This window comes from Desulfosporosinus sp., assembly GCF_014237355.1.
Lineage (GTDB): Bacteria > Bacillota > Desulfitobacteriia > Desulfitobacteriales > Desulfitobacteriaceae > Desulfosporosinus.
In genome coordinates this window covers 16,866-43,028 of record NZ_JABZFS010000037.1, presented here as the reverse complement: position 1 = coordinate 43,028, position 26,163 = coordinate 16,866, and the positions used below count along the sequence as shown (strand labels likewise).

Annotated in this window: 25 protein-coding genes, 1 other RNA gene and 1 pseudogene; 21 read left to right on the top strand and 6 right to left on the bottom strand. The window is 41.3% G+C overall.

Going from position 1 to position 26,163, the window contains the following annotated elements:
* Nucleotides 1-386: 386 nt before the first annotated feature.
* From HGJ98_RS07040 to HGJ98_RS22375, 3 genes are all read left to right on the top strand, one after another.
* Entirely contained in the window at nucleotides 387-1,754 is a 1,368-nt protein-coding gene (locus HGJ98_RS07040; RefSeq protein ID WP_291350349.1) for a YncE family protein, read from the top strand.
* 263 nt (nucleotides 1,755-2,017) lie between these two features.
* The gene (locus tag HGJ98_RS07035; RefSeq protein WP_367142689.1) at nucleotides 2,018-2,731 is read left to right on the top strand and encodes a glycosyltransferase; all 714 of its coding nucleotides are present in this window, start codon (nucleotides 2,018-2,020) and stop codon (nucleotides 2,729-2,731) included.
* Entirely contained in the window at nucleotides 2,689-3,009 is a 321-nt protein-coding gene (locus HGJ98_RS22375; RefSeq protein WP_367142688.1) for a hypothetical protein, read from the top strand. Before HGJ98_RS07035 ends, HGJ98_RS22375 begins: the two co-directional genes overlap by 43 nt.
* Nucleotides 3,010-3,271: 262 nt before the next feature.
* Here HGJ98_RS22375 and HGJ98_RS07030 read toward each other — a convergent pair whose 3' ends face one another.
* A complete protein-coding gene (locus tag HGJ98_RS07030) occupies nucleotides 3,272-3,469 on the bottom strand; it encodes a hypothetical protein (protein ID WP_291350348.1) in 198 nt (65 codons plus the stop codon).
* A gap of 346 nt (nucleotides 3,470-3,815) precedes the next feature.
* On the opposite strand from HGJ98_RS07030, the gene ssrA reads away from it, so the two are divergent.
* From ssrA to HGJ98_RS06990, 9 genes are all read left to right on the top strand, one after another.
* Nucleotides 3,816-4,156: a transfer-messenger RNA gene (gene ssrA, locus HGJ98_RS07025) on the top strand.
* A complete protein-coding gene (locus HGJ98_RS07020; RefSeq protein WP_291350347.1) occupies nucleotides 4,109-4,462 on the top strand; it encodes a group II intron maturase-specific domain-containing protein in 354 nt (117 codons plus the stop codon). Before ssrA ends, HGJ98_RS07020 begins: the two co-directional genes overlap by 48 nt.
* Before the next feature lie 492 nt (nucleotides 4,463-4,954).
* On the top strand, nucleotides 4,955-6,088 hold the full coding sequence (locus tag HGJ98_RS07015) for a glycosyltransferase (RefSeq protein ID WP_291350346.1): 1,134 nt from the start codon (nucleotides 4,955-4,957) through the stop codon (nucleotides 6,086-6,088).
* A 146-nt stretch (nucleotides 6,089-6,234) separates the two neighbouring features.
* Nucleotides 6,235-6,930 (top strand): glycosyltransferase family 2 protein, encoded by a 696-nt coding sequence (locus HGJ98_RS22370; protein WP_367142687.1) that lies wholly within the window; start codon nucleotides 6,235-6,237, stop codon nucleotides 6,928-6,930.
* A gap of 165 nt (nucleotides 6,931-7,095) precedes the next feature.
* Complete coding sequence (locus HGJ98_RS22365; RefSeq protein ID WP_367142686.1) at nucleotides 7,096-7,344, top strand: hypothetical protein; 249 nt, start codon at nucleotides 7,096-7,098, stop codon at nucleotides 7,342-7,344.
* A 40-nt stretch (nucleotides 7,345-7,384) separates the two neighbouring features.
* Nucleotides 7,385-8,518 carry a glycosyltransferase family 2 protein gene (locus tag HGJ98_RS07005; RefSeq protein WP_291350345.1) on the top strand — a complete coding sequence of 378 codons (1,134 nt, stop codon included), beginning with the start codon at nucleotides 7,385-7,387 and terminating at the stop codon, nucleotides 8,516-8,518.
* Nucleotides 8,519-8,669: 151 nt separating this feature from the next.
* Nucleotides 8,670-9,122 (top strand): AAA family ATPase, encoded by a 453-nt coding sequence (locus tag HGJ98_RS07000; RefSeq protein WP_291350344.1) that lies wholly within the window; start codon nucleotides 8,670-8,672, stop codon nucleotides 9,120-9,122.
* Between the two features lie 430 nt (nucleotides 9,123-9,552).
* Entirely contained in the window at nucleotides 9,553-10,068 is a 516-nt protein-coding gene (locus HGJ98_RS06995) for a hypothetical protein (RefSeq protein ID WP_291350343.1), read from the top strand.
* 504 nt (nucleotides 10,069-10,572) lie between these two features.
* Nucleotides 10,573-11,070, top strand: a complete 498-nt coding sequence (locus HGJ98_RS06990) for a redoxin domain-containing protein (protein WP_291350342.1) — start codon at nucleotides 10,573-10,575, stop codon at nucleotides 11,068-11,070.
* A gap of 99 nt (nucleotides 11,071-11,169) precedes the next feature.
* On the opposite strand, the gene HGJ98_RS06985 is transcribed toward HGJ98_RS06990, so the two are convergent.
* On the bottom strand, nucleotides 11,170-11,514 hold the full coding sequence (locus HGJ98_RS06985; protein ID WP_291350341.1) for a 2-oxoacid:acceptor oxidoreductase family protein: 345 nt from the start codon (nucleotides 11,512-11,514) through the stop codon (nucleotides 11,170-11,172).
* 22 nt (nucleotides 11,515-11,536) lie between these two features.
* Between HGJ98_RS06985 and HGJ98_RS06980 the strand changes: the two genes are divergently transcribed.
* The 3 genes from HGJ98_RS06980 (at nucleotide 11,537) to HGJ98_RS06970 (ending at nucleotide 12,876) form a co-directional block, all read left to right on the top strand.
* On the top strand, nucleotides 11,537-11,689 hold the full coding sequence (locus HGJ98_RS06980; RefSeq protein ID WP_291350340.1) for a hypothetical protein: 153 nt from the start codon (nucleotides 11,537-11,539) through the stop codon (nucleotides 11,687-11,689).
* Nucleotides 11,690-12,112: 423 nt separating this feature from the next.
* Nucleotides 12,113-12,508, top strand: coding sequence for a hypothetical protein (locus HGJ98_RS06975; RefSeq protein ID WP_291350339.1), 396 nt, complete (start codon nucleotides 12,113-12,115; stop codon nucleotides 12,506-12,508).
* Between the two features lie 59 nt (nucleotides 12,509-12,567).
* Complete coding sequence (locus HGJ98_RS06970; RefSeq protein WP_291350350.1) at nucleotides 12,568-12,876, top strand: molybdopterin cofactor-binding domain-containing protein; 309 nt, start codon at nucleotides 12,568-12,570, stop codon at nucleotides 12,874-12,876.
* 353 nt (nucleotides 12,877-13,229) lie between these two features.
* Here the strand turns inward: HGJ98_RS06970 and HGJ98_RS06965 are convergent, their stop codons facing one another.
* Both HGJ98_RS06965 and HGJ98_RS06960 read right to left on the bottom strand, forming a co-directional pair.
* Nucleotides 13,230-13,511: a hypothetical protein gene (locus tag HGJ98_RS06965; protein WP_291350338.1), complete on the bottom strand. Its 282-nt coding sequence runs from the start codon at nucleotides 13,509-13,511 to the stop codon at nucleotides 13,230-13,232.
* A gap of 185 nt (nucleotides 13,512-13,696) precedes the next feature.
* Nucleotides 13,697-15,805 (bottom strand): sigma 54-interacting transcriptional regulator, encoded by a 2,109-nt coding sequence (locus tag HGJ98_RS06960; protein ID WP_291350337.1) that lies wholly within the window; start codon nucleotides 15,803-15,805, stop codon nucleotides 13,697-13,699.
* 395 nt (nucleotides 15,806-16,200) lie between these two features.
* On the opposite strand from HGJ98_RS06960, the gene HGJ98_RS06955 reads away from it, so the two are divergent.
* From HGJ98_RS06955 to HGJ98_RS06930, 6 genes are all read left to right on the top strand, one after another.
* Entirely contained in the window at nucleotides 16,201-17,553 is a 1,353-nt protein-coding gene (locus HGJ98_RS06955) for an APC family permease (RefSeq protein ID WP_291350336.1), read from the top strand.
* A gap of 75 nt (nucleotides 17,554-17,628) precedes the next feature.
* On the top strand, nucleotides 17,629-19,026 hold the full coding sequence (locus HGJ98_RS06950) for a putrescine aminotransferase (RefSeq protein WP_291350335.1): 1,398 nt from the start codon (nucleotides 17,629-17,631) through the stop codon (nucleotides 19,024-19,026).
* Between the two features lie 158 nt (nucleotides 19,027-19,184).
* Nucleotides 19,185-19,580, top strand: coding sequence for a 4Fe-4S binding protein (locus tag HGJ98_RS06945; RefSeq protein WP_291350334.1), 396 nt, complete (start codon nucleotides 19,185-19,187; stop codon nucleotides 19,578-19,580).
* Between the two features lies 1 nt (nucleotide 19,581).
* Nucleotides 19,582-21,342 carry an aldehyde ferredoxin oxidoreductase family protein gene (locus HGJ98_RS06940; RefSeq protein WP_291350333.1) on the top strand — a complete coding sequence of 587 codons (1,761 nt, stop codon included), beginning with the start codon at nucleotides 19,582-19,584 and terminating at the stop codon, nucleotides 21,340-21,342.
* 39 nt (nucleotides 21,343-21,381) lie between these two features.
* The gene (locus HGJ98_RS06935) at nucleotides 21,382-21,612 is read left to right on the top strand and encodes a MoaD/ThiS family protein (protein WP_291350332.1); all 231 of its coding nucleotides are present in this window, start codon (nucleotides 21,382-21,384) and stop codon (nucleotides 21,610-21,612) included.
* Between the two features lie 337 nt (nucleotides 21,613-21,949).
* A complete protein-coding gene (locus HGJ98_RS06930; protein ID WP_291350331.1) occupies nucleotides 21,950-23,212 on the top strand; it encodes a Glu/Leu/Phe/Val dehydrogenase in 1,263 nt (420 codons plus the stop codon).
* A gap of 127 nt (nucleotides 23,213-23,339) precedes the next feature.
* Here HGJ98_RS06930 and HGJ98_RS06925 read toward each other — a convergent pair.
* Together HGJ98_RS06925 and HGJ98_RS06920 are read right to left on the bottom strand one after the other, a co-directional pair.
* A pseudogene (locus tag HGJ98_RS06925) lies at nucleotides 23,340-24,865 on the bottom strand (IS1182 family transposase).
* Between the two features lie 728 nt (nucleotides 24,866-25,593).
* On the bottom strand, nucleotides 25,594-26,163 hold the full coding sequence (locus HGJ98_RS06920; RefSeq protein ID WP_034601370.1) for an indolepyruvate oxidoreductase subunit beta: 570 nt from the start codon (nucleotides 26,161-26,163) through the stop codon (nucleotides 25,594-25,596).

Sequence of the window (26,163 nt, the reverse complement as noted above, 5' to 3'; positions counted from 1 at the left end):
GGATAGATTGATCTACAAATGTGAGATTTTCAACATGACTGGAGAAGGATACCGACTTAAATACAGAAAATCTATTTTGTAATACCCCTATAGATCTAAGAGATGGAGGCGGTCAAAAACCGATCAATTTGTGGCCAAAAAACGATCATTTTACTTGACCGCTTACAACTGTGGAACTTTCTCAACTAAATTAGAATGAGCAGGTTTATTTGTTTACGCCATTAATGAACGACTAGCTAGAGTAATAGTGTAACAAAAATAGGACATGTAAAATAAAGTATATTAATACAAATGACGCCACGCCAAATCATTAACCGTAGTGATTATTCTAAATGAGCATAGTTGACACTTTTTTATAAATTAAAATAAGGTAAGGAGACTAGGCTATGGCTTTATTAACTACCGGATTAATCGAAAACACACCAGTTGGAGGTGTAAGACCAACATCCACATTCACGGTAAAAATCACAAATGACGACACAATTGCTGCGACCATTCAAATTGAAGGGTTTTTCGTGACAGGGACGACGAAGACACTATATGTTTCGGAGCTGTTTGTTATGGCTCCAGGGGAGGTAGCAGAAAGAATCTATTTCGCCCAGTTTGATGAATTTGATTTTCAATTTATAACCAGCTCTGATGCTATAGAGATCTCCGCCTGGGGAAAAGATGCTGCAGGAAATTTAGTAGCGGCTCATCGCTTGGTGCCTGCAGAACTTGATCCAATAGGGCCCAGTGGAATCACAGGAGCAACAGGAGCAACAGGGGCCACAGGAGCAACAGGGGCCACAGGAGCAACAGGAGCAACAGGGACAACAGGAGCAACAGGGGCCACAGGAGCAACAGGAGCAACTGGAGCGACGATTCCTACCGCGGTTAACCTAATATACGTAGCCAACAATACTAGTAACAATGTCTCGGTCGTTGACGGGAGTATCAATAGCGTAATAGCCACTGTTCCGGTAGGTTCTGCCCCATTCGGAGTAGGTGTAAATCCAACAACGAACCGAATTTACGTGGCTAACAATGGTACGAACAATGTCTCGGTTATTGATGGGGGAACTAATAGCGTAATAGCCACTGTTCCGGTAGGTTCTACCCCATTCGAAGTAGGTGTAAATCCGGTAACTAACCGAATTTACGTGACAAACGTTTCCGGTAGTGTCTCTGTCATTGATGGAGTTACCAATACCGTAGTGGCTACTGTTACGTTAGGGACTAGCCCGAGAGACGTAGGTGTAAATCCAACAACGAATCGAATTTACGTGGCAAACCCTAATATTAATAATGTGTCAGTCATCGACGGGGGTACCAATAGCATCATAGCCACGGTTACAGTAGGTGTTAACCCAGTAGGGGTTGGAGTGGATCCCTTAAGGAACGGGATTTATGTATCAAACCAAGGTAGTGCCAATGTCTCGGTCATTGATGGACCTTCTAATAGTGTCATTGCCACTGTTCCAGTAGGTTCTTTGCCGCAACTTGTAGGCATAAATCCAACAACGAACCGAATTTACGTGGCTAACAATGGTACGAACAATGTCTCGGTTATTGACGGGGGAACTAATAGCGTAATAGCCACTGTTCCGGTAGGTTCTGCCCCAGTCGGAGTAGGTGTGGATTTTTTAACGAACGAAATTTATGTATCAAATCAAAATAGTAACAATGTTTCTGTTATTAGTGGTCTTTCCAATGCAGTCATAGCGACCGTTACGGTAGGGACTAGTCCGAGAGGTGTAGGTGTAAATCCTTAGGAGCGTAATTTAATTGGTAACGAGACACAGTCTTGGTCATTACCGGAAATGGGACAGCAGCTCAGCCTTCTGCATTGTAGTTACTGCCCTTTTTATAATCACGTTATAAGTTGATAATGAAGCTTATGCAATATAGATGTAAATGAAATCCTGAGAGGTGACCAAATGATTACCATCACTTTATGTATGATTGTGAAAAACGAAGAGGATACCCTTCAGCGATGCTTACAATCGGTTTGTGACGTCGTGGAGGAAATATAATTGTGGATACGGGATCGACAGACCGAACCAAGGAAGTCGCTGGCAAGTGGACCACACACGTCCTCGACTTTGCTTGGATTGACGATTTTGCGGCTGCGCGGAACTTCTCCTTCGCCAAGGCCACTATGGATTACATCCTGTGGTTTGATGCCGATGATGTCATGTTGCCCGAAGACCGCCAGAAACTAACCTATTTGAAGCAATACATGTCTCCTGAGTTGGATGCTGTATCCATGCGGTATCACTGTGACTTTGATGACTACGGTAATGTTACGTTGAATGTTCGGCGTACAAGACTGGTGAAACGAGCAAGAAACTATCAGTGGAAAGGTGCCGTCCATGAAGATCTAGCGATCAAAGACGGAACATTTTATGACAGCGATATCGTAGTGACACATAGGAAAAACCATGGTTCTTCCGATCCTGACCGAAATTTGAAAATTTACGAAAACCTTTTGGCCCAAGGCAAGGATCTCACTCCACAAGATACGCTGCACTACGCAATGGAACTCTATCAGCATCGGTCGTATCTAAAAGCTACAGAGCTATATCTTCAATTTATGGACATGGAGGATATTTCGACGGAAGACCGTATCTATGTGTGCAGTAAACTGGCAGATTGTTATTATCACCTTGGGGTCGAACAAAAGAACGGGAGTATATCTTCAAGTCTATGGAATATGATACTCCTCGTTCGGAGTTTTGTTGTCGGTTAGGCTATTATTTTCTGGAAAAAGGAAAATTTTCTCAAGCTGCGTTCTGGTACAAACTCGCCACCGAGTTACCTGCGCCGAACAACCTATGGGCCATCCAGAACCACGCCAGTCGCACGTGGTTGCCTCATTTGCAGCTTGGTCTTTGCTATTACCAGATGGGGGAATACGAACTATCTTACCGTCACAATAAGATCGCTCAGACTTATCGATCCAATGACCAAAACATCATCAACAACGTGAACCTCCTCAAGGAGTTATTGAAGATAAATGATCTTTGAGATTGTATTATTTCTTAGACTACAAGCCATGTGATTTAGAAGTAGCTTAATTGTCTTTAGATCATAATTTGCAATAGTTCCCTAAAAATCACTTTTACTTTGAGGGCGAATGAAAATATAGCTCTTTTAGCGTGACAGGGCACGTTGGTGTAACTTCATTGTAAGTTTATTTTGCTGAATATGTCCAAAACAACAAGGCCTCTGGAGTAAGATAGTCCAGAGGCCTTTATTTAGGTTAAAACAACAGTACCCACATAAAGGTTCAATTTAAAATTCCATGAGGACCGCCTCCTGCCGGCAGGGTTGCAATGATAGCATTAATAGCCGTATCGAGCACCGTAACGGTATTATTAGTAAGATTCGTCACAAAAGCTCGTGAACCATCGGGGGTAATCGCAATTCCAAATGGAGAGCTTAGTATTAACAGATCTGCAAGGAGAGTTTCTGAAAAAATTACCATACAAGGGATTTGTTATCATACTGGCTATACGTTTAGTTCGCGCCTAACAAATAATAAATACTAACCAGCAACATCGTTATGAATACTAGAGCTACTATTGGAGCAATCCATGGAAACACGAAGTTCCTAGGATAACATTCAACTGTGCCATCAGGGTAATAGGTGCATACTTCATCTGGATAATAACAAGTAAGGGTGCCATCTATTTCGTTAGAAAAGCAATAAACATACATAGTGACCCATCCTTTTTATAGTTTGAGTGAGTTTCCCTTAATATATTGTATGCCCTTGTCCATTAAACAGTTAATCACACGACTAAAGAGGAGAAGTGATTTCTAGATATTCAGGAGATATGGAACAAATATGAATTACTATCTCAGTTGCGCGTCGAGATTCCACCTGGTCTCGTTAAACGGTGGACAAAAATAGTTAACGAAAACAATTACGCCCTAGCGGCCTAAGTGCTGCTAGCATTCTGCCTTCAGAACCTACGATGAAGGGTCAGAGTGTCAATTAAGTAGGACGCTCAATGTCAATGCTCGGAGACATTAGCTAAGTCGAGCTAGCCTGAACTGAATCCTGGCCTTTAGGAGTCAAGACTGGCGAAGCTTAAATTAAAGGACACACGCGTAGACGCTTTTGTGGTCGCTCTTCGATACAGGGGTGCAATTCCCCTCGCCTCCACCAGGAAAGCAAATAGGCATTCGTCTAGCGCCTAAAACCATTGAACGCTTAAAGAATAAAATCCGGGAATTAACCCAACGAAATTACCCGATTCCTTTAGAAGAAAGGGTTAAGCAATTGTCACGATATCTGATGGGGTGGATAGGCTATTATGCTCTAGCCAATGCTAAGAATATCCTGGCAACAATAGACGAATGGATACGCCATCGCCTGAGAATGTGTGTGTGGAAACAATGGAAACGGGTTAAGACAAGAATACGAAAGTTTTGGGCGCATGGTGCGCCGGAATGGATGGCCCTTGCCTATTAAAATACAAGAAAAGGCCCATGGTCTGCATCTTTACTTTTGAATTCCGTCCTAACCAAGGACTACTGGCAAAAGCTCGGATTAATCAGCCTCATGGACCGATATCTTGAAGTTCGCAACATTTGATGAACCGCCGTATACCGAACGGTACGTACGGTGGTGTGAGAAGACGGCGGAGAAACTCCGCCTCTTACTCGATTTGAGGAAGATTGAGCATCGTTTAAGGCGGTGCTTTTTCTACTTTTGCACCCTTATCGTTAAAAGATGCACCCCCCTGGAGGGAGAATTATACCTTTCGTTAAAAGGTATAGGCATCGTTAAAAGGTTTGAGGAATCGTAAACGCGGGGGTTGTTTTGATTTTTTTTGGAAATAAAATCTCTTAATCAAAGGTAGAAAAAGGGATTTGGAAAAATATCATAGAAATGTAATAAAAATTAATTAATTAGAGGTGATTACACAAAGTTTATAATTGTATATTTGGAGAGGAGAACGTTATGAATACACTTTTTATAGTTTTGGCCTTTATCAATCTTGCCACCTGGATACTTATGGGCTCAATGTTCTTTAGTTATTTGAATCCAAAACCAATTTTTAGTGGTAATAGTTGTTCCGAAAAAGGTATCATTTATCCTTCCTTATCTGTGGTAATCCCAGCTTGTAATGAAGAAGAGTCAATCGGAAAGGCGATTAGTCAATTACTCAACCAAGATTATCCTAGTTTTGAAGTGATTGTCGTTAATGATCGTTCTACAGATCGCACAAGAGTGATTCTTGATGAACTTAAGATTATATATCCACAATTGAAAGTTGTAAATATTTCAGATTTACCCCCCAATTGGTTAGGTAAAAACCATGCTGTTTATCAAGGAGTAAAAGAGGCAACAGGTGAGTGGCTACTTTTTACAGATGCCGATGTTATGTTCTCCCCTGGAAGTCTAAAGAAAACCGTAAAGTACTCGATGGAAAACAAGCTTGATCACTTAACAATCACTCCTGATATAACCTACAAAGGTTTTTTCTACGGCGGTTTTATCTCCTTTTTTGTTATGGTTGTTACTGGTTTTTACCTAATTAGTAAGAGCGCTGGAATCGGTGCTTTTAACCTAATAAAAAGATCTACATATCAAGAAATTGGCGGTTACGAGAGAATAGCAATGCAACCTGTTGATGACGTTTCTTTAGGTAAATTAGTTGTGATGAAGGGATACAAACAGGGTTTCGGGTTTAGTAAAGGCTTAATATCAGTAAAATTATTTGATAACCTAGGTGCCATGCTAAAAGGTATTGAGAAAAATCAATTTGCAAGTACTAATTATAAAGTTCTGCCCACTTTAGCATATTGTTGGTTCATCCTTTTTCTCCATGTTTATCCATACGCGGGAATGTTCCTTGGATCCGAATGGGCGAGAGCAATGTGTGGGTTTTCCATCATTATATTAGCAGCTATTTATTATCATTTGAAGAAGTACACCGTTGTGTCATTAAGGTATGTTTTAATTCATCCTTTATCAGCGATACTGTACTTTTGGGCGGTATTAAACTCGATGGTCAAGATTCTAAGTAGGGGCGGTCTCAAATGGCGGGGGACAGTTTATTCTTTAGAAGAGCTGAAGAAACATACTATTTAAGGGAAAGTAATAAGTATCCAAATATCAAATACATTAAAAGAGTATAAATTGAACTAGGTATTATCCTCAGGAGTGTTTTCACTGTCTTATTCAAAGATAGAGGCTAAATAGAGGGAGGGGTAAGACTATGAATGTTTTTTTCGGTATTGTCCTTAATTTCTGTCTTTTTGGGAGTAAGTACAGCCGTGCTTTTACTCAGATATTTGAAAAAGATGCCGATATTTCGTGAAATCATTGGTTCAAATGATGGGACAATATATCCACCTTTATCTGTAATAATTCCAGCCTGTAATGAGGAAAAATCTATTGGAGAAGCAGTTCGACGGCTGATGAATTATTATCCTCATTTAGAGGTAATTGTGGTGATTGACCGATCAACTGATAACACTGCGCTACTTTTGGAGAAATTGAAAGTTGAGTATCCACAGCTAAAAGTTGTAACTATTTCTGATTTGCCTCCTAACTGGTTAGGTAAAAACCATGCTGTTTATCGGGGTGAGAAAGAAGCGACAGGCGAGTGGTTGCTCTTTACAGATGCTGATGTTATGTTCTCCTCTAGCAGCTTAAAGGTAACCATTAGGTATGCGATGGAAAAAAACCTTGATCATCTAGCAATTGTGCCTGATTTATACTATGGAAGTGTTCTCCACCGTGCTTTTCTAGCTTACTTTAGCCTTGCGTTTATCTCAGTTGCAATGATTACTAACAAGGTTGGAGTAGGTGCATTTAACTTAGTGAAAAAATCTGTCTACCAAGCAATTGGTGGATACGAAGCAATACCCATGCAGGTAATTGATGACATGTCATTAGGAACCTCAGTGGTAGATAAGGGATACAAATAGGGTTACGGTGTGTCGGGCAAAGGCTTTATTACTGTAAAATGGTATGATAACCTATTTACCATGCTCAAAGGCCTTGAAAAGAATCAGTTCGCAGTTGCAAAATATAGTGAATTCGGAATAGCGCTCTTATGGTTATATGCACTAATAGTAGGAGTGTACCCATTCGTGGGTTTATTTTTAGGGCCAATTTGGGCAAGAGCCCTATGTGGTATTACTGTCCTCAGTTTGTTTGCAACCTATAATTACTTGTCCAAACTCTTCTATATCTCACCTAGTTTTTTTCTAATTCACCCCATATCAGCGTTACTTTGCATTGGAGCAGGAATAAACTCTGTCGTTAAGACTCTAAGCCATGGTGGTACCGAATGGCGAGGAACCTTCTATCCCTTAGAAGTATTAAAGAAACGGATATAGTGAACGAGTTTTACTAGATTCTAATCGAGGGAGAAAAAATATGAATGTTCTTCTTTTGACAATTGCTTCGATTTTGGCATTATACGGGGTAATCTCAGTCGTGTTATGGCTCAGATATATGAAAACGATACGTCTTTTTGAGGTAACTGATTGTTTGAATGAAGAAGCAATTTATCCTACACTATCGGTGATAGTTCCAGCCTGTAATGAAGAGGAATGTATTGAACTGACAGTTAGACAGTTAATCACTCAAGATTACCCAAATTTAGAGGTGGTTATTGTGAATGACCGCTCAACCGATAACACTGGGGCAATTTTAGAGAAGCTTGTGGTTGAATTCCCGCAACTTAAGGTGGTAACTATTTATGATTTGCCTTCAAATTGGTTAGGCAAAAACCATGCTATCGACCAAGGCGTGAAACATACTACGGGAGAGTGGTTGCTTCTTACCGATGCAGATGTAATGTTTTCACCGAGAAGTTTGAAAAAAACGGTTAGTTATGCATTAGAACGTTCGCTGGACCACCTAACAATCGTTCCAGATGTTTTTTACGGAGATATTTTCTACCGCGCTTTTCTAGCATATTTTGGGTTAACATTTTTCAGTATCGCAATGGTTACCCGTAAGGTGGGATTGGGTGCATTTAACTTAGTAAAAACATCCGTATATCAGGAAATTGGCGGGTATGAAGCGATTGCTTTACATCCTCTTGATGACATGTCGTTTGGGAAGCAAGTTGTTGAGAAGGGATATAAACAAGGTTTAGCATGTTCAGGCAAAGGTTTTATCATGGTGAAATGGTATGAGAACCTTTTTGATATTCTTAGGGGCTTTGAAAAAAACCAATTTTCATCTATGAACTATAGGGTATCAGCCGTAGTAGGTTTATGCATCTATAGCTTGATTACTAATGTTTATCCTTTTGCTGGTCTGTTCTTTGGCCCACTATCGGCGAGGGTTCTATGTGGGATATCTGTCCTCAGTTTGTTTGTTGCCTATAATCACTTATCAAAGCTCATGGATATTTCCCGTGGGTATTTTTTACTTCATCCATTATCTGCGTTGTTGTTTCTTGGAGCAATGCTAAACTCAATGGTGAAGATTATTAACCGAGGCGGTATCAAATGGCGAGGAACCTTTTATCCCTTAGAAGTATTGAAGAAACGGATATGAACGAGTTTTACTAGATTCTAATACAATAATCAAGGCATAAGCCCTCTTGGAATAAGCATTGGGAGCGCAAATTTTTACCTGATCACCTTCACGAAGTAAAGCTAGAGATCCTTCAGGCCTATTGTAAAGACTGCCATGAGACGATTAGTTATTGGACGGAATTTGTGCTGAATGGCATCAGAAAGGGGTTAAACCCCTCGTAATCATTGATGAAAGCCAAGAGCTAGATGTACCGATGTTAAGCGAACTCCGTTTAGTTCTTAACTACCAAACCGATTCGTTTTCTCCCTTCACGATAATACTTGCTGGTAAGCCCAAACTCACGGAAACCCTGTGTTCACAGGTGTGTGTATTCGGCAAAGGATTACCATTCACTACCGCCTATCATTGCTCAACAAACATGGATCCAATCATTGAGTCAACTTATATTAGGGAAGTCACCAAAGACATTTTGGATTTTATCGCGGCATTTGGAAGTTTTTTAATTTGGAATGGATTTTTAGGAGCAATCTTTGTTATCATTGTAGTTCGAAAACAAGGTGGAAGTTATTTAGGAAGAGCTGGGCTATGGCCTAATAATCTGGTTTTTTCTCTTAATCATTAGAACCTTACCACATAGAAACGTTAGATACGGTCTCTTCGCTAACTGTCTTTTCAAATTTGGATCAGTATTACAATATACGGAATTGTCTTAGGTTGGATTACAAAAAGGTGGGATGCTTATGAGCAAAATTGATCTAATAACATAGACTAACTATCATGACAAGCTTGTACATCCAGGCAAAACAATCTCGAATACAATATTTGCCATTCGTTTCAAAGTCCAATTTATCTATTTACTAAACTCTATCAGTTAAAAGGACAAGTTCTTATAGACCAAATTAACTTCTAAATCTCGAGGTTTTACAAAAACCTTCGCTAAAAACCTAATTAGCAAATCCTCATTATAATATCTCGAACTTCCAGTTATTCTTAAACCCACAGTGACACTAGTTCTAAGAAAGGCAGCATTCGGTTGATAGTGCCAATACAGCTTGAAAGTAATATCTGTGCTACGCTACATAGGACGTATTAGTCTAAACCTGACGAACTATCGCTCCAACAACAAGCGTGAACCAGAAAGTCGCTTTTGGATTAGCCTTGATAAAAAGGATATTTTCTCAATATCTAAATTACTATGGCTAAGGGAATGGCAAGAAGTCAGAAAGGAATTACTCTCTAATCGTGATGAGAATGCGAATCTTGACGTATACGACCAAGCAGAAGAAATACTTAAAAACAGAGGATTTTACTATTTGGGCGATGTCGAAAATTATCTTCAAGAGTATTTATCTATCCCATTTGACGAGGCGCTTCAATCAAGCAATATGATTATCAAGGGACTTGCGATGATTGATCGCAGATTAGGTAAAAGACGATTAGTAAATATAAAATTACCTCCTGATGAATTTGACTTTGTAGTAAGAATGTACAAGATTCCATGTACGTCTGAAGGAATAGAGCCGCGAAATCTAAATGCCAAAAGATTTGAGACCATAAATTCAAAATGAATTTCTATGATCTTGAATAAAGGATTTACAGTCTATCAGAAACTGTTCTTAATTAAAATGCACCCCCTTTTCAATTTTGCACCCCCCTAAAGGCAAATGCACCCCCTTTGAAAAAAGAGTGGGTGCATCGTTAATTTGTATCAAAGATTGAGTCATTAGACAGTAGAGGCGAGGGGACTCGAACCCTTCGTGTTCGAACACTATATGTTGTGATTTCTGTGGAAATGGATATGTTTCCGTGGACTTAGGGGGTAGAGTGGGGAGACATGTTTTTGTATGATCATTTAAACTTATCTTCCAATTTAATTAATGAGCGTCAAAATGAGTGTAGATAAAGCATCGTTTGAAGCGGTGCTTTTTTCATTTTGAGCCCTTTCGTTGAAAGAAGCACCCCTTTGGTTTTAGAAACAGTTTAGTAACGCTGATAAAAATGTATAAAGAAAAGTCGAATTTCAAATAATAATTAAGTATATTACAAAACAAACATAAGGAGTGAAAAGGATAATGCCACAGGGTGCGACAGAAACAAAAACCTTAAAGGTGACAGACGTAGCCCCTTCCTTCACACTTAAAGCGCATGGAGAACGCACTATTTCTCTAAGTGATTTCAAGGGAAAGAAAAATGTTTTCTTAGCTTTCTATCCTCTTAATTGGACTCCAGTCTGAAGTTCCCAATTGCCTTCCTACGAGAAAGAACTATCTCGTTTCGAAGCGCTCAATACCCAAGTTTTGGGTATAAGTGTAGACAGTATCCCTAGCCATGAGGCCTGGCAGAAATCCATAGGTGGCATAAGCTATCCATTATGTTCAGATTTCTATCCCCATGGAGAAGTAGCAAAGAATTATGGAGTATTTCGTGAGGGAGATCCTATTCCTGGTATTGCAGAAAGGGCTTTATTCATCATCGACAAAGAGGGTAAGATACAATTTATTGATGTTCACCCAATCGAGAGCCAACCAGATAATGAGGAGATTTTTCAAATACTTGCAACTCTGAATTAAAATGGGATAATTGAACTTTATTGATAAAGGGAGTGTTGCAAAACTACTTATGAAGTAGTTTGCGACACTCCCTTTAAACCTGGACTGGACAGCGGGATGTTAGACGGCTAATCCGGTCTTAAATGCCTTCACATTGGCCTCAAGGACCTTTTCCGGGATAAGGTCCTTCATCACTTGAACCCAATCGAGCTGTTCTAGGCCTAGAGCCTTGACCAGCACACCTAGGAGTACAATATTGTGGGTTCGGATATTGCCCAGTTGCTCTGCGAGTTTCACAGCCTGTAGAACTATGGTCCGCTCAACCGCCTGGGTTAGGCTCTCGAGAATCTCCTGGGGATAGTCCTCCGTTCCGGGGGTCACATGGGGGGTCACATGGGGGGGGCACATGGGGGGGGCACATGCGGGCACATGGGGACGGTTCTCTTGTGTCAAATTAAAATGCATTGGGGAGAAGGGGCATGAATGAATGCCCAGAAAGCCAAGAAAGAAGAGTGAAACAGGAATCTACCATGTTATAGTATGGGGAATCGGCCAGCAGGATATTTTTCACGAAGAAGATGATTTTCAGAGATACCTTGATACCACAAAAAAGTGGATTAAGTTTGCGACAAATATGTAGGATCACGGGCTTTCCAATCCACATTGTCGAAAGACTTAGACATTGACACGGAAGAACCGTCCCCTTGTGTCCCGTAAATTCGTAAACTCGAAAGAGCGAGTGTCAACATAATACCACGGTTTCAGTAAAGACAATTAATCAGCGCTGTCGCCATGCCAGTCCCAAAATCGAATGCGTATTCGATTTTGGGACTGGCATTTTAGATAAGGGAAGGTTCCGGGATTTGGTATATATTTGGAAATATTATTGCTCTATTCAAAAGGAAATGTATGTAAAATGTAGAACATATATTACAACTGGGAAATTCAAGTAAACGGTACGGTATGGAGTATCAAGTATTAGGCCTTTTGAGGGCTATACTTTCTTAACAATTTTTAGTCAATAGGAAGTGATAATCGAATCTATTGAAAGAGGAATCTTAGTATGAAAAAGACAGTAATTATTTTTTTGATAATGATCTTTGCTTACCTGATATATGGAAATGGTATCGGTAAATGGCCATTTAAAGATTTAACTAGAAATGACATTGTTGATGTCAGTCTATTTGTCGATCCGCCTAGAAAGACAGCAGAAATTGAGGATGAATTTCAAATTCAAGTACTCGTAGATGCCTTAAATTCTGTTGTTATTTATAAAGAGGATGATAGGGGCAAAGAAGGGAATAGACAGTTGGTACAATTCAGGCTGACCATGAATGATGGAAGTATAGTTAAAGTTGAGCCAGCAGGCACATTTATGCTTATTAATGAGAAATGTTATAAAACAGAAATGGGACCTTGTTTAGAATTGTATACATTAGGAAACAGACTGATAAATTAAAAGACTAACCCCTTAGTGTTTTACGTTATTACACTAAGGGGTTTAACAATCTACCGAGGCTGGGGAATAGAGGTGTTTTTCGCCAAGAAGTATTCTATACCAATAAAGGTCGGCATCCCTGCCATATGAAGGTTAAAATGGGCCTGGATAAGGATGGTTATCTCCAAGCCGTAGATTTTGATAACACCTTGGATAAAGGCGCTTACGCTGGCTGGGGTATTGTAGTGATGTTCTACACCGCCTCTATGTTACATCTGCCCTACAAAGTGCCTAACGTTCGGTTCCGGGGAAGAAGCGTCTATACAAACAAGCCTAGCACCGGAGCCATGCGCGGTCTGGGAGTATGCAGAATATATCAGCACCGGTGACTATCCCATCAAAGTATGACCCCAATGCCATCTTCCAATTGATTAAAGCTCGAACTTGCTATATAAAAGAAAAACAGGGCTTAGCCCCGTGAGTTTATCGCTTTTGTTCTCCCAGGAGATAAGCGGAAATGTAGGGGATAAAAATCCCCCAACCATCTCCTGGCAGAACCCTGTCAGGTGCTCGGGTTGCTCTCCAGCAGAGCCCTATCCCCCTGGCAGATAAGAGCCATTTATAGTATTACCAAACAAAGTTACAATTTACACTACCTAAAGAGTCATTCTTGTCTTAGTGCATTTCAGATATATCATTATGAAAGCGTTCCTGATATCTTATTCTCAAGGATTGTACGCCATTAATCCTTGATGAGTGGTTCCGGCAACATTTCAGGATTCAGGATGGTCTGGAAATAGACCGCATATCCAAGGTCGTCGAAATCGTACTTTAGAATCCATTTTAAAACATGAAACAGATAATCCGTATCAGCCACGAATTCCATCGGTTCTATCATTTGGTTATAAAACCACTGCCATTTGAATTCATCAAGGTTATCACAGTAGCGCCTTACATAGTTAGGCACTTGCGAACTGCACATATATTTCTTGAAGATATCTAATGATTTCATTAACTTTTCCATAAGATATAAAGATATGAGTTTTGAATAAAAGCACCGGAAATTGTATCCGCAGGGATGCAACAACCAGTGCTTTTGTCAATATCTCCTCCTTATCCGGAGTGTATATGAAATATCTTGATTTTATAATGCCCCTTTTTCAAAATGTCCTTGAAATGGGGACCACTTTAAATTTGATAGCCCCCGTTTTATAGTTGTTGCTTTCCGGTTTTATTAACGATTTGTCGATATTTACGACTAATAGTAGATTGGCTAACCCCAAGTGCCTTAGCTGCTTTCGTGGTGGAATGGTACTGCTTCATAGCCAGGTTAATCAGTTCTGTTTCAACCTGGCTAAAAGCTTGATCCAAGGGAATTATTTGATTAAATCGTCCCGTTTGTCTGGTCGCTATAGGGTCGAGTTTCATTAAGACGCGTTCAACGTTTAGCGCACTAATCTCATCTCCATCGTTTTTTATTGCAATTCGTTGGATTAGATTCTGTAGCTCTCGTACGTTCCCCGGGAAGGGGTAAGCTTCCAATAAATCATAGGCTGAACTCGAGAAGCGAAGATTGCATTGATAGAGTTGATTAAATTGTAGTAAGAAAAAGTTAGCCAACAGGGTAATATCCTCTTTGCGCTCGCGCAGAGCTGGAATTTCGATTGGGAAAACATTAATCCGATAAAATAAATCCTCGCGGAATTTGCCTTGAGCTACAAGTTCAGCTAAAGGGCGGTTAGTGGATACAATAATTTGAATATCAAATTTAAGGGGTTGGGTTGCTCCAACGGGATAAACCTCTCGTTCCTGAATGGCCCGTAATAGTTTACCCTGGATAACAAGGGGCATCTCAGAAATTTCGTCAAGGAAAAGGCAACCTTTATGGGCTTTGATAATCAGGCCAGTTTTACCATGTTGATTAGCGCCAGAAAACGCACCTCGTTCGTAACCGAACAATTCACTTTCGAGTAAAGATTCTGGAATAGCAGCACAGTTTATTTTAATCAGTGGTTCTTTTCTTCGCTCACTCAGAGAGTGGATGGCATTAGCAATAATTTCTTTGCCAACCCCGGATTCACCGCTTAATAAAACCGTAGCAGAGAATTGGGCCACCCGTTCGACTTCTTGCATCACCTCATGCATTTGTTGACTGGTATAAATCGGCAGTATTCCTTGAGCTTGAGTAACACGCTCACGCATTCGTTCTAATTCTTCACGATAGTTCTCGCTTTGTTTGCGCGTTTGTTCCAGTTCTGTCTGGAGACGGGATACTTCCGTAAGATCACGTGAAGTAATTACGATACGCTCTATGTCACCGGACTTGTGAAAGATTGGATTGCCTACAGACAGACGGTGAGATTCACTATCGTTTTGCATCAGAGAGACTTTTCGTTTTTTCTTTTGTACTTCTCGAACTACTTTATGGAGTAATTCATCCGCTTTTTTTAGTTTTAAAAGTTGGTGCCCAATTAAGGTGTTAGGCGGGCGATTCCATTGGGAGGTTATGTAATGATCACTGGCACGTAAGAGTTTGCCCCGGGCATCAACGACGATGATTTCGTCGTAGATGGTTGATAGAATTGCCTCGAGGTCGTTATTGATCAGCTTTACAGAATCCAATTCCATGGCTATGCCTTCAACTGTGGGGAGATCCTGCAAAACTAATGCAAATCCGGTGACCACTTGGTACATCACTAACGGCACAAAATCCACTAATATTGCGGCTTGACTTGAGGGAGTCGTAATAAATTGATTCAGTAAAGACGTTTGGGTGTTGTACACGTATTGAAAGTTGTTCAAGCCGAGAATATCCTGCATACGCAGAGTGGATAGATCAGCTTCCGAAATTCGTAACATGCGGTGTGCTTCTGCATTGCTATTCACTACTGCATAGTTGATATCGACCACCATCAGACCGCGGGGAATCGACGCAAAGAGGCTGCGTAACCAGGCAATTTCACTGTTCGCACCTGTGGACATCATTGTCAATAAAAAATCTTCTCTTAAGATATACTTTAAACTTTCCTCATATCTGACTAGTGTCACTAATTCGGCGAGTACGTCAAGGACATGAACTGTTAAATCAGCATAGGAGATTATCTTAAGGGGTGGTTCACTCACGGATTTTTCGATGGTTCTCTCGTAGGGTTCTTGCCTCTCGATGAGGAAATTAAAACTTTTTAACGGATATATATTTCCATCCTTCTCAGTAAAAACAAAAGGGTGATCTTCTTTATTTAGGCGTTTGGAGAGTTCATTTAGACCTGTCGTCCCATCTACAAAGATTGGATCGCGTAAAAATGTTCGTAAATCCATCGAAAAGAGCTCCTTCTATACGAAAATAACTAACTTATGCATGGGTGAATAATTTTCCTCATAAATATAACACAAAATTCAAATTTATTGAACAATTTAAATTATTAAAACAAGTAAAGATCTTTTATTCTGGAAAACCAGGGAATTAAATTTTTGGACTCCCTGTTAACTGGCTGGCCCGATAAACCTAGAACATTATTCTGCATAATTATTAGGCAAAATGTATACTAATAAATATTTACCATATTTACTGGCATGTATTTTGCTTAGTGTTTAGTTAAGGAGGGAAGAGCTTTGTAAAACTATAAGAAGGGAGAACAAATTTTTTTGCCCCAAATAGTCAAAATATTCAATGAATTGCACAAATAATACAAAATACACTAGGAGGATGATAAATGGAAAACATAGGTAAACTAAAACGTACGTTAAAACTTTGGCAAGTTGTTCTTATCGGGGTAGCCTACATGACACCCATGGTTGTATTCGATACCTTCGGGATTGTATCTGAAGTTACAAGCGGACATGTTCCCACTAGTTATCTCTTAGCCTTAATTGCTATGCTCTTCACGGCGGCAAGCTATGGAAAGATGGTCAAAGCATTTCCACAAGCCGGGTCTGCCTATACCTATACACAAAAGACCATCAGTAAACACTTAGGATTTCTGGTGGGTTGGTCCGTATTACTCGATTATCTCTTCTTACCCATGGTAAATTCCTTGTTAGCAGGTATATACCTCTCGGCATTATTTCCTGATGTTCCAACCTGGCTTTGGGTTCTGGTGTTTACGTTAGTCATGACTGGAATTAACTTGTTTACTGTAAATTTCATTGCCAATTTTAGCACAATCCTGGTTGGGTGTCAGATTTTGATTATGTGTATATTTACGTATTTAGATATCCAGGGACTCATGGCAGGGGAAGGATATGGTCAGGTATTTACTCTTCAACCCTTCATTTCCCCTGATATGGATATGAGCATATTACTGGCCGGAGCGACAATTCTATGTTTCTCATTCTTAGGTTTTGATGCGGTTACTACCCTTTCGGAAGAAACTCCTGAACCGACTAAGACGATTCCCCGGGCGATTTTTCTTGTGGCCTTAATTGGCGGAATTTTATTTATTACCCAGTCCTACTTCATTCAAGCATTCTTTCCGGATATATCAAGATTTCAAGATTTTGAGGCTGCATCACCAGAAATTGCCATGATGGTAGGAGGGCGACTATTCCAGATATTTTTCTTGGCTGCTACACTTACTGGCGTACTTGCCTCAGGTGTAACCTCACATGCCAGTGTAGCTCGTCTTCTCTATGTAATGGGCAGAGATAACGTCTTCCCCAAAAAGTTTTTTGGCTATGTAAATATACGATGGGGAACCCCTTCTTTAAATGTACTTTTAATCGGTTGTATTGCCTTACTGGCCATTTTTCTTGATTTGGCAATTGTTGTAGCGCTTATTAACTTTGGTGCTTTAACCGCCTTTACCTTTGTCAATTTATCAGTTATTGCTCATTATACCCTCCGGAAGAAAATGCATAAGACCTTCACAGGCTTCTTTAGTTACCTGCTATTTCCCATCATCGGAGCGCTTTTCGTAGGAATTCTCTGGTGGAATCTGGAGACTAGTTCACTTACCCTTGGTCTAGTTTGGTTGGCATTAGGAGTTCTCTATCTAGCCTACTTAACAAACCTATTCCGCAGCAAACCTCCGGAATTTGACTTTAACGAATCCAATATATCTGGTTGAGACTCCTCAGCCTCCTTATTGGCATAACATTTGCATCTAGATGTCTCAAACATAACGAATCTAGGAGGAACTATTATGACAGATACTACACCGCAAAACAAAGAAGACTTGAAAGATAAGTACGCCGATGTCTATGAGTATTCTAATAAAGTCCTTGACTTAATTAGCAAACTAGACATTACAAAGGATGAAGCGGAATGGGTCACCCGGGAAACTGTCCAAGGTTTTAGAGATCATGTCAACCCTGGTTTTTTAGAATATCGCAAGAGTGTCACTAAGGATAAACAGTTTGCCGCCGTAGAATGGAAAGATTCGGGGTTAAACTGCTTTATGGATGTGAATGGAAAAGAGTATATCGATTGCTTGGGCGGTTTTGGAATTTATAATGTGGGACATCGTCATCCCAAGGTGATGGCAGCTGTAACGAATCAATTAAACCGCCAAGCCTTGCATAGTCAAGATTTATTAGATCCTTTACGGGCCATGTTAGCCAAGATCCTGGCAGATATTACACCGGGGGAATTAAAATACTGCTTCTTCACGAATAGCGGAACTGAAACCATCGAGTGTTCCCTTAAACTTGCTAAGATGTACAGCGATCGAAGGACCTTTATTTCTACAACTCGCGCTTTTCACGGTAAAAGTTTAGGTTCACTGTCTGCAACGGCTAAGGGCGTTTTCCGTAAACCCTTCCTACCAATGATCCCCGGCTTTCGCCACGTTCCCTTTGGTGATCTTGAGATGATGAGAAAGACCATGGAGTGTTGTGCTCTGGTCGGTGAAGATGTGGCTGGAGTAATTCTTGAACCGATTCAAGGGGAAGGCGGGGTTATTTTACCGCCGGAGGGTTATTTGAAACAAGTTCGTGAACTTTGTGATCAATTTGGAGCACTGCTTATCTTTGATGAAGTCCAGACCGGAATGGGCCGCACTGGGAAGATGTTCTGTTGTGAACATGATGATGTGGTGCCGGATATACTGTGTCTTGCCAAAGCATTTGGCGGCGGGATTATGCCGGCGGGAGCCGTCGTTGCGACAGAGGAAGTCTTTAAAACCCTGTTTCCGAATCCTTTCATGCATACAACGACCTTTGGCGGTAATCCACTAGCCTGTGCTGCAGCGATTGCAACCTTTAATGTCCTAATAGAGGAGAATTTGCCAGCCAGATCTGCTGAACTTGGCGACTATATGCTGGGAAAGCTTCGTAATGCTGCCGCTGCGTTCCCAGAGCTGGTTATGGAAATTCGAGGAAAAGGTCTCCTCATCGGGATTGAATTTCAATCGGATGAAATCGGTTATGAGGTGTCGAAGGCGATGTTTGATAGCGGTGTGCTTGTAGCTGGTACGCTGATTAACGCTAAAACCATTAGAATAGAACCCCCATTGACAATCACCTCTAAAGAAGCGGATCGTGTCATTGTCGCATTTGAAAATGCACTTGTGCAGGTTCGTGAGTTAGGTGTATTTAACTGATTTCTTGGATAACCATGTTAAACTCAGATTGCTTTGCTGTCCCGGTGGAACTGTTCATAGTTTACTACCCCGACAGCAAGGCTTATGGTAAACCCTGTGAAAAAGCTCATTAATACAAGGTGCTAATCCCGTAAGCTATAGTGAACGGAGGAAAACCGATGGTTTTAAAATTAATAGAGGAGCTCTGTATTGGGTGCCGCTTATGCCAATTGGCTTGCTCTGTCGCAAAAGAAGAGGTCTTTAACCCTGAATTAGCAAGGCTCAAGATTATTTCCCTATACTCTAAATCGGGTTTGAATTACAAAACTTCCCTTTGTAATATGTGTCTGACCTGTGTCAGTATTTGTCCCACCGAAGCGATTTCTCACCAGGCCGGGCACTTGATTTATGATCAGGATAAATGTACAAACTGTGGAATTTGTATTACAGCATGCCCTGAAAGCGTTATAGCTTCCAGAGCAGAAGGTATAGCTCTTTGTGATCTCTGCGGTGGGTCACCGGCTTGTGTCGAGTGGTGCCCCCATCAAGCCTTGATGAACCAGGAGGGGAACTAAGATGAGCTACACAGGAAAACTATTGAGGGTTAACTTAACAACGGGTCATAGTCAGGTTGAAGAGTTAAATAAACAATGGGCAGTGGATTTTATAGGGGGCAAAGGCCTCGGCCTAAAATACCTCTATGAAGAGCTTGCACCAGGGGTGGCTCCTCTGTCACCGGATAATAAGTTGATTTTAATGACAGGCCTGTTCACGGGAACCATCATACCTCTCTCTGGGAAACTAGCTATAATTACAAAATCCCCGGCAACAGGGACCATCCTTGATTGTTCCATCGGAGGACATTTCGCGGCGGAATTAAAGTATGCAGGGTATGATGCCGTAATTTTAGAAGGAAAGGCCTCAAAGCCATCCTACCTCTATATTGAGGATAAGATCGTGGAAATTCGGGACGCGTCTGAACTCTGGGGACAGGGGGCACAGGAAACTGAACTGATCTTAAGAGAAAAAATCAATCAGGAAGTAAAAGCACTGGCCATCGGACCTGCGGGGGAAAATCTAGTGACCATGTCCTGTATTACTTCAGAGTTTTACCGACAGGCTGGCCGAGGTGGAGTGGGCGCGGTCATGGGAAGCAAAAACCTTAAAGCTATTGCAGTGCGGGGAAGTGGCAGTATCTCCGTGCCCAATATTAAGCAATTCGCTTCAAGTATGAAAGAGTTTATGCAGACAGACATCTTGACGGATACTAATCTTTGGGCTAATACAGATGGCACAGCTTTACTTGTGGATTTCAACCAGGATACAGGTATTTTGCCCACCAAAAACTTCCAGCAGGGAACCTTTGACGATTACCAAGCCATTAATTCCGATGCCCTGAAAGCGGTTCGTTCAGGCAAAAAGGGGTGTTTTAGTTGTGCACTAGGGTGTGGCAATTATTCAAGGACCGGCAGGTCGACGGTGGAAGGTCCAGAGTATGAAACTTTAGCTTTAGGAGGCTCCAACTGCGGGATCAGTGACTTGGAAGCTATTATTGAGTTCAATGACTTGTGTGACAATCTTGGCATGGACACCATATCTGTGGGGAATGTTATCGCCTTCGCTATGGAATTAACGGAAAAGGGAATTAAAGATTTTGGCCTCCGGTTTGGTGATGTAGAGGCCTATTTAAAGATCCCGGGGTTGATTGCCGCCCAGGTCGGAATTGGCGTGGATTTAGGACTGGGAGTTAAGAAGCTTTCTGAAAAATACGGCGGCAGCGACTTTGCCATGCATGTTAAAGGCCTAGAATTTCCTGGCTATGAGCCAAGGGGGTCTTGGGGAATGGGACTAGCCTATGCCACCTCTGACCGTGGAGCTTGTCATATGAGGGCCTGGCCAGTAGCGCAAGAGGCTTATGGAGATTTAGATGCCTTTACCGTCGAAGGCAAAGCCCAGCTCGTCATAGAGTTACAGCATTATAATGCCGTGAAATTCTCCTTGATTTTATGTGATTTCTGGGCACTATCTCTGGAAACTATGGCAACCATTGTGTCTAACTTGCTTGAGAGGACTGTGACGGAACAGGAACTTTCACAAGTCGGCGAACGGGTGGTAAACTTGGCCAGGCAATTTAATGTCAGGGAAGGATTTACTAAAGATAATGATACTCTGCCGGGGCGGATATTTAAGGAAACCCTAAAAACAGGAGCGACAAAAGGCCAGCTTTTACCCCTCGAGGAATACGAAAAGATGCTTGCAGAATATTATAGTTTGCGGGGATGGGATCGTGATGGGAGACCAACTGACGCGAAATTACAAGAACTCGGGGTAAATTAAATCGTAGGGATGGAGCAACATGGCCAAGGGGGCTAGAATATGAAGATAACGATCAGGTTTTATGGACCCCTGGTTAAATATGGTAGTCAGCTAGGTCTATATCAGCAGGAGATTAAGTCGGATTTTACCCTTGCTCAGTTAGTGGAGCAGCTTGGGGTTCCTTACTCATCACTAGGCTTGGTCGTTGTCAATAGCGTTAAGCAAGATGTAGATTACAGGCTCGAAGAAAACGATGAAGTTAAGTTCTTTCCTATTATAGCTGGGGGTTAATGTCTCCCTAAAAAGCAAGGGAAGTCTAAAGAAGGCTTGGCGCTACGCCAAGTGTTCTTTAGTTATATAACAGTTTGACGGAGAAATTGGTAAGCGAAATTCAGATTAAATGACTAACTTATGCATGGATGAGTAACTTGAGGTTCTAAATATTATCTCCGAAGTGTTATTATTCGTTTCGTATTATTATGCCAATTATAGTCTGGCATGGATATTGCATAAAATATACAAAGCCGAGAGGTTGATTTAAGAGGGACCGAAGATGGAAACTGTCAGCAAAAGATGATTGGTCAGGTGTTAAAGCAAGTGGATGCAGAGAGTGGAGGCAAAGAGTATTATGAGCAAGACTTACAACCCTTATGACAACATGCTGAAAGTACTGGAGCAAGCGGCAAATCTATTGGGTCTTGAAGAAAATGATTATGAGGTTTTCAAGTACCCTGAAAGAGAATTGAAAGTGGCAATCCCGGTTGAGATGGATAATGGGAAGATGAGGGTCTTTGAAGGTTACCGCGTTCAACATTCCAGTCTGAGAGGTCCGTGCAAAGGTGGACTAAGGTATCATCAGCAGGTTGATATCGATGAAGTAAAGGCTCTGGCGGCTTGGATGTCTTTCAAGTGCGGTGTTGTAAATATCCCTTATGGCGGAAGTAAGGGTGCTGTCAAAGTTAATCCGAAGGAACTGAGTAAAACTGAACTAAAAAATCTTACCCGAAGATATACGGCCATGATCTTGCCGCTGATCGGTCCCGAACGGGATATTCCCGCGCCTGACGTGAACACGGATGCCGAGGTTATGGGCTGGATTATGGACACTTACAGTATGTTTAAGGGTTATCCAGTGCCCGGAGTTGTAACCGGCAAACCGGTGGAAATCGGAGGTTCGCTGGGTAGGAAAGAAGCTACTGGACGTGGAGTTATGTTAATAACCAGGGAGACACTCCATCGTTTGGGAATACCCTTAATGGGCACGAAGGTAGCCATCCAAGGTATGGGGAACGTTGGGGGAGTGGCAGCCAAATTGTTGCATAATGAAGGCTGTTTAATAGTGGCTGTAAGCGATGTCAGTGGAGGCGTCTACTGTAGTACCGGGTTGAAGGTGGATGAGCTTCGCAGCTTTCTTGCTAGTAACGGGGGGCAAGTTCTCCAAGATTACAATGTCCCCGGAGTGACTCATATTACCAATGATGAGCTGCTGACTATAGAATGTGATGTTCTGGTACCTGCTGCCTTAGAAAACCAGATAACGGAGCTCAATGCCCATGATATTCAAGCAACGGTAATCGTCGAAGGTTCGAATGGTCCGACATCGGTAGAGGCAGATGAGATTCTCGCAAAGAAGAACAAAACTGTTGTTCCTGATATTTTAGCCAACGCGGGCGGTGTTGTAGTATCCTACTTCGAATGGGTGCAAAACATACAGTCCTTGATGTGGGATGAAGAAGCGGTGAATCGTGCCTTGGAGAAAATTATGATTAGATCGTTTAATGAAGTATGGGACAAGAAGAAGGAAAATGATACGACTATGAGAATGGGAGCCTACATGGTAGCCGTTAATAGGTTGGTCCAAGCAAAGAATATTAGAGGCATATTTCCGTAAGTAAACATTAACTGGAAACACCATATGGTAATAGAATCTATCGCCATGAAATAATATCCAAAACCATAATTCAAAAGAGGTCCTTGTAATTGCTCCCAAAATACTCGTTTTTAAGGAACATACTGATTCAAGAAACCTTCATTTCATGTAATAAACTACCACATCGATCGTTTTGTATTTTATTATGCAACTTATTGATGTTATAACCGAAGCTCAGCAGTAAAAATTCAGTCTCAACATTCTTTTTGCCACGCATTACAAATCTACGGAAACCATGATCTTCCTGTAAAACCCCGAACGCGCCTTCCACTTGGATGGAGCGATTCATTCTTAGTAAAATACCTTCCGGCGTTGTAATGTTATGTAATGATTCAGCTCGTTTTTCCAAAAATAGTTTTGAGGCTGATAGTTTCTTATTACCCACCGCTTTGGTACATTGCTTCTTTAAAGAACAACCTTCGCAACTTTCACATTCATAGAGGGTTATATCGGATTTATAGCCGCTTTTAGAGGTTCTTGTCGTTTTTCCGACAGCCACTAGTTTTTTATGATTGGAACATAGATATTCGTCTTTTTCCGCATTATAGGTCATGTTTTCTCGTTTGCCTATAATTTTGCTAAAACTTCATTTTTTCATAGATTCATACGTCTGTGGCTTGATGAAGGGCTTTTGGTTTTGTTTCTCAAGATAGACATAGTTTTTCGCCTCATACCCTGCATCGGCAACGACATTGCAATAGCTTTGGGGTAGGTTTGTTTTAAGTTTATCCAAAAAAGGGATTAACGTCAGTTGATCAGAGCGCTCACTTGATACATCAATTCCTACAATATATTCGCCTTCCACTCCGATCTGGACATTGTACCCTGGCTTTAGCTGAGAATTCCTCATATGATCTTCCTTCATGTGCATGAAGGTGGCATCCTTGTCGGTCTTTGAAAAGCTATTTCTACCTGCAAAGGTTTTATTGTATTGGTCATATTTCGTTTGTTTTTGTAAGAAGTCTACTAGGGTTTCTATTGCCTTCTGTAGCTTGGTTTTGCGTTTACCTTTTCCAGAAACAAACTTAATCTTTTCAGCTTGCTGCTTCTCCTGCAAAAATCCACAGCTTTTTGCAGGGTTTCTACCGTAATTGGCGATTCGCTTAAGGGAAGGCCGGCATCGAACTCTTGATTAAGTTATACCAGTAACCCCTTGACCTTTTCCTGCAGTTTTAGTTCATTTTTGACGGTGGTTTTTTTCCGAACGAAGGTATATTTATTGGCATAAGCCTCAATTTTTGTTCCCTATAAAGATCGTTTTATATTGAATTTCTCCCAGATTACTGAGTTTAACAACCAATTGATTAAAAAGCTCTTCCAGAATTCCTGAAAGTCTTCCGTTGCGAAAACGGGCTATGGTATTATGGTCGGGTACTTTCTGCCCTTGAAGTAACCACATGAAGTTAATGTCTCGCCTACAAGCTTCCTCGATTTTTCGGCTTGTGTAAAGATTGTTCATGTAGGCATAGACAATACTCGGAACAATGTTTTAGGTGTGACGACCGGATTTCTTCCCTTGGAAGAGTACGCCATGCTTAGATTTTTGTAATCTAAGTCCTCCGTTATATGGCTTAGCAGCCTTACCGAGTCATCTCCAGGTATTAAAGCTTCCATGCCCAGTGGAAGTATGAGTTGATATACTCCTCAATTTTCGGTATAATTTTTAGGTATAGTTTGTTTGTTTTGCAGCATAACTAATTATACCTTGAAGGCGGGTCTTTTGACTCGTCTTTTCGCGTTTTATAGAAAGAGTTCATGACACAGGGAATGGTCATCAAAAAGAAGATGCAGTATCTTCTAATAATACATCATCGTCAGCTCACCATTGAGTGTCCCATTTTCGAGGTAGCACAGGGTAGCACAGGGGGACGGTTCTTTTGTGTCAAATTGGAATCATGGTAGAATTTGAGGAAAGGGGAGAAGGGGCGTGAAGGAATGCCCAGAAAGCCAAGAAAGAAGAGTGAAACAAGGAATCTACATGTTATAGTACGGGGAATCGGCCAGCAGGATATTTTTCACGAAGAAGATAATTTTCAGAGATACATGGATACCACAAAAAAGTTATCGCTAGAAAGAGGGTAAGCGTTCTAGGGATGACCAATCACGGCTTTACAGAAGATGGACCAGGATGCACGAAACAAAATATTGAGTGTTTAAAAAATAATTAATTTATTGATGTTCACCCAATCGAGAGCCAACCAGATAATGAGGAGATATTTCAAATACTTGCAACTCTGAATTAAAATGGGATAATTGAACTTTATTGATAAAGGGAGTGTTGCAAAACTACTTATTAAGTAATATGCGACACTCCCTTTAAACCTGGACTGGACTGCGGGATGTTAGACGGCTAATCCGGTCTTAAAGGCCTTCACATTGGCCTCAAGGACCTTTTCCGGGATAAGGTCCTTCATCACTTGAACCCAATCGAGCTGTTCTAGGCCTAGAGCCTTGACTAGCACACCTAAGAGTACAATATTGTGGGTTCGGATATTGCCCAGTTGCTCTGCGAGTTTCACAGCCTGTAGAACGATGGTCCGCTCAACCGCCTGGGTTAGGCTCTCGATAATCTCCTGGGGGTAGTCCTCCGTTCCGGAAAGTACAGATTGAGAGTAAATCTCATGGTCGCTGACAATCAGGATTCCGCCTGCCTTCAGATGGCAGAGGTATCTCAAGGCTTCCACTTTCTCGAAAGCGATCAGTACGTCGGCTTCCCCTTTATTGATAATAGGGGAATTGACCTTTTCGCCGTACTTGATGTGTGTGGTCACGCTTCCGCCCCTCTGGGCCATGCCGTGAATTTCGGACATTTTTACATCATAGCCCGCTCCGAGGAGACCTTCAGCCAGTATTTTCGAGGTGAGGATCGTCCCTTGGCCGCCCACACCAACCAACATTACGCTTTTATTCAT

Bases quoted from the DNA above. Each gene is read 5' to 3' on its own strand.
- HGJ98_RS06950 (WP_291350335.1), top strand. From the start codon at position 17,629: ATGACAGATACTACACCGCAAAACAAAGAAGACTTGAAAGATAAGTAC.
- HGJ98_RS06965 (WP_291350338.1), bottom strand. From the start codon at position 13,511: ATGGAAAAGTTAATGAAATCATTAGATATCTTCAAGAAATATATGTGC.
- HGJ98_RS22375 (WP_367142688.1), top strand. From the start codon at position 2,689: ATGGAATATGATACTCCTCGTTCGGAGTTTTGTTGTCGGTTAGGCTAT.
- HGJ98_RS06975 (WP_291350339.1), top strand. From the start codon at position 12,113: ATGAAAAAGACAGTAATTATTTTTTTGATAATGATCTTTGCTTACCTG.
- HGJ98_RS07040 (WP_291350349.1), top strand. From the start codon at position 387: ATGGCTTTATTAACTACCGGATTAATCGAAAACACACCAGTTGGAGGT.
- HGJ98_RS06920 (WP_034601370.1), bottom strand. From the start codon at position 26,163: ATGAATAAAAGCGTAATGTTGGTTGGTGTGGGCGGCCAAGGGACGATC.
- HGJ98_RS06930 (WP_291350331.1), top strand. From the start codon at position 21,950: ATGAGCAAGACTTACAACCCTTATGACAACATGCTGAAAGTACTGGAG.
- HGJ98_RS07030 (WP_291350348.1), bottom strand. From the start codon at position 3,469: ATGGTAATTTTTTCAGAAACTCTCCTTGCAGATCTGTTAATACTAAGC.
- HGJ98_RS06955 (WP_291350336.1), top strand. From the start codon at position 16,201: ATGGAAAACATAGGTAAACTAAAACGTACGTTAAAACTTTGGCAAGTT.
- HGJ98_RS07015 (WP_291350346.1), top strand. From the start codon at position 4,955: ATGAATACACTTTTTATAGTTTTGGCCTTTATCAATCTTGCCACCTGG.
- HGJ98_RS06945 (WP_291350334.1), top strand. From the start codon at position 19,185: ATGGTTTTAAAATTAATAGAGGAGCTCTGTATTGGGTGCCGCTTATGC.
- HGJ98_RS06980 (WP_291350340.1), top strand. From the start codon at position 11,537: ATGCCCAGAAAGCCAAGAAAGAAGAGTGAAACAGGAATCTACCATGTT.
- HGJ98_RS06985 (WP_291350341.1), bottom strand. From the start codon at position 11,514: ATGCATTTTAATTTGACACAAGAGAACCGTCCCCATGTGCCCGCATGT.
- HGJ98_RS07005 (WP_291350345.1), top strand. From the start codon at position 7,385: ATGAATGTTCTTCTTTTGACAATTGCTTCGATTTTGGCATTATACGGG.
- HGJ98_RS06940 (WP_291350333.1), top strand. From the start codon at position 19,582: ATGAGCTACACAGGAAAACTATTGAGGGTTAACTTAACAACGGGTCAT.
- HGJ98_RS06935 (WP_291350332.1), top strand. From the start codon at position 21,382: ATGAAGATAACGATCAGGTTTTATGGACCCCTGGTTAAATATGGTAGT.
- HGJ98_RS06960 (WP_291350337.1), bottom strand. From the start codon at position 15,805: ATGGATTTACGAACATTTTTACGCGATCCAATCTTTGTAGATGGGACG.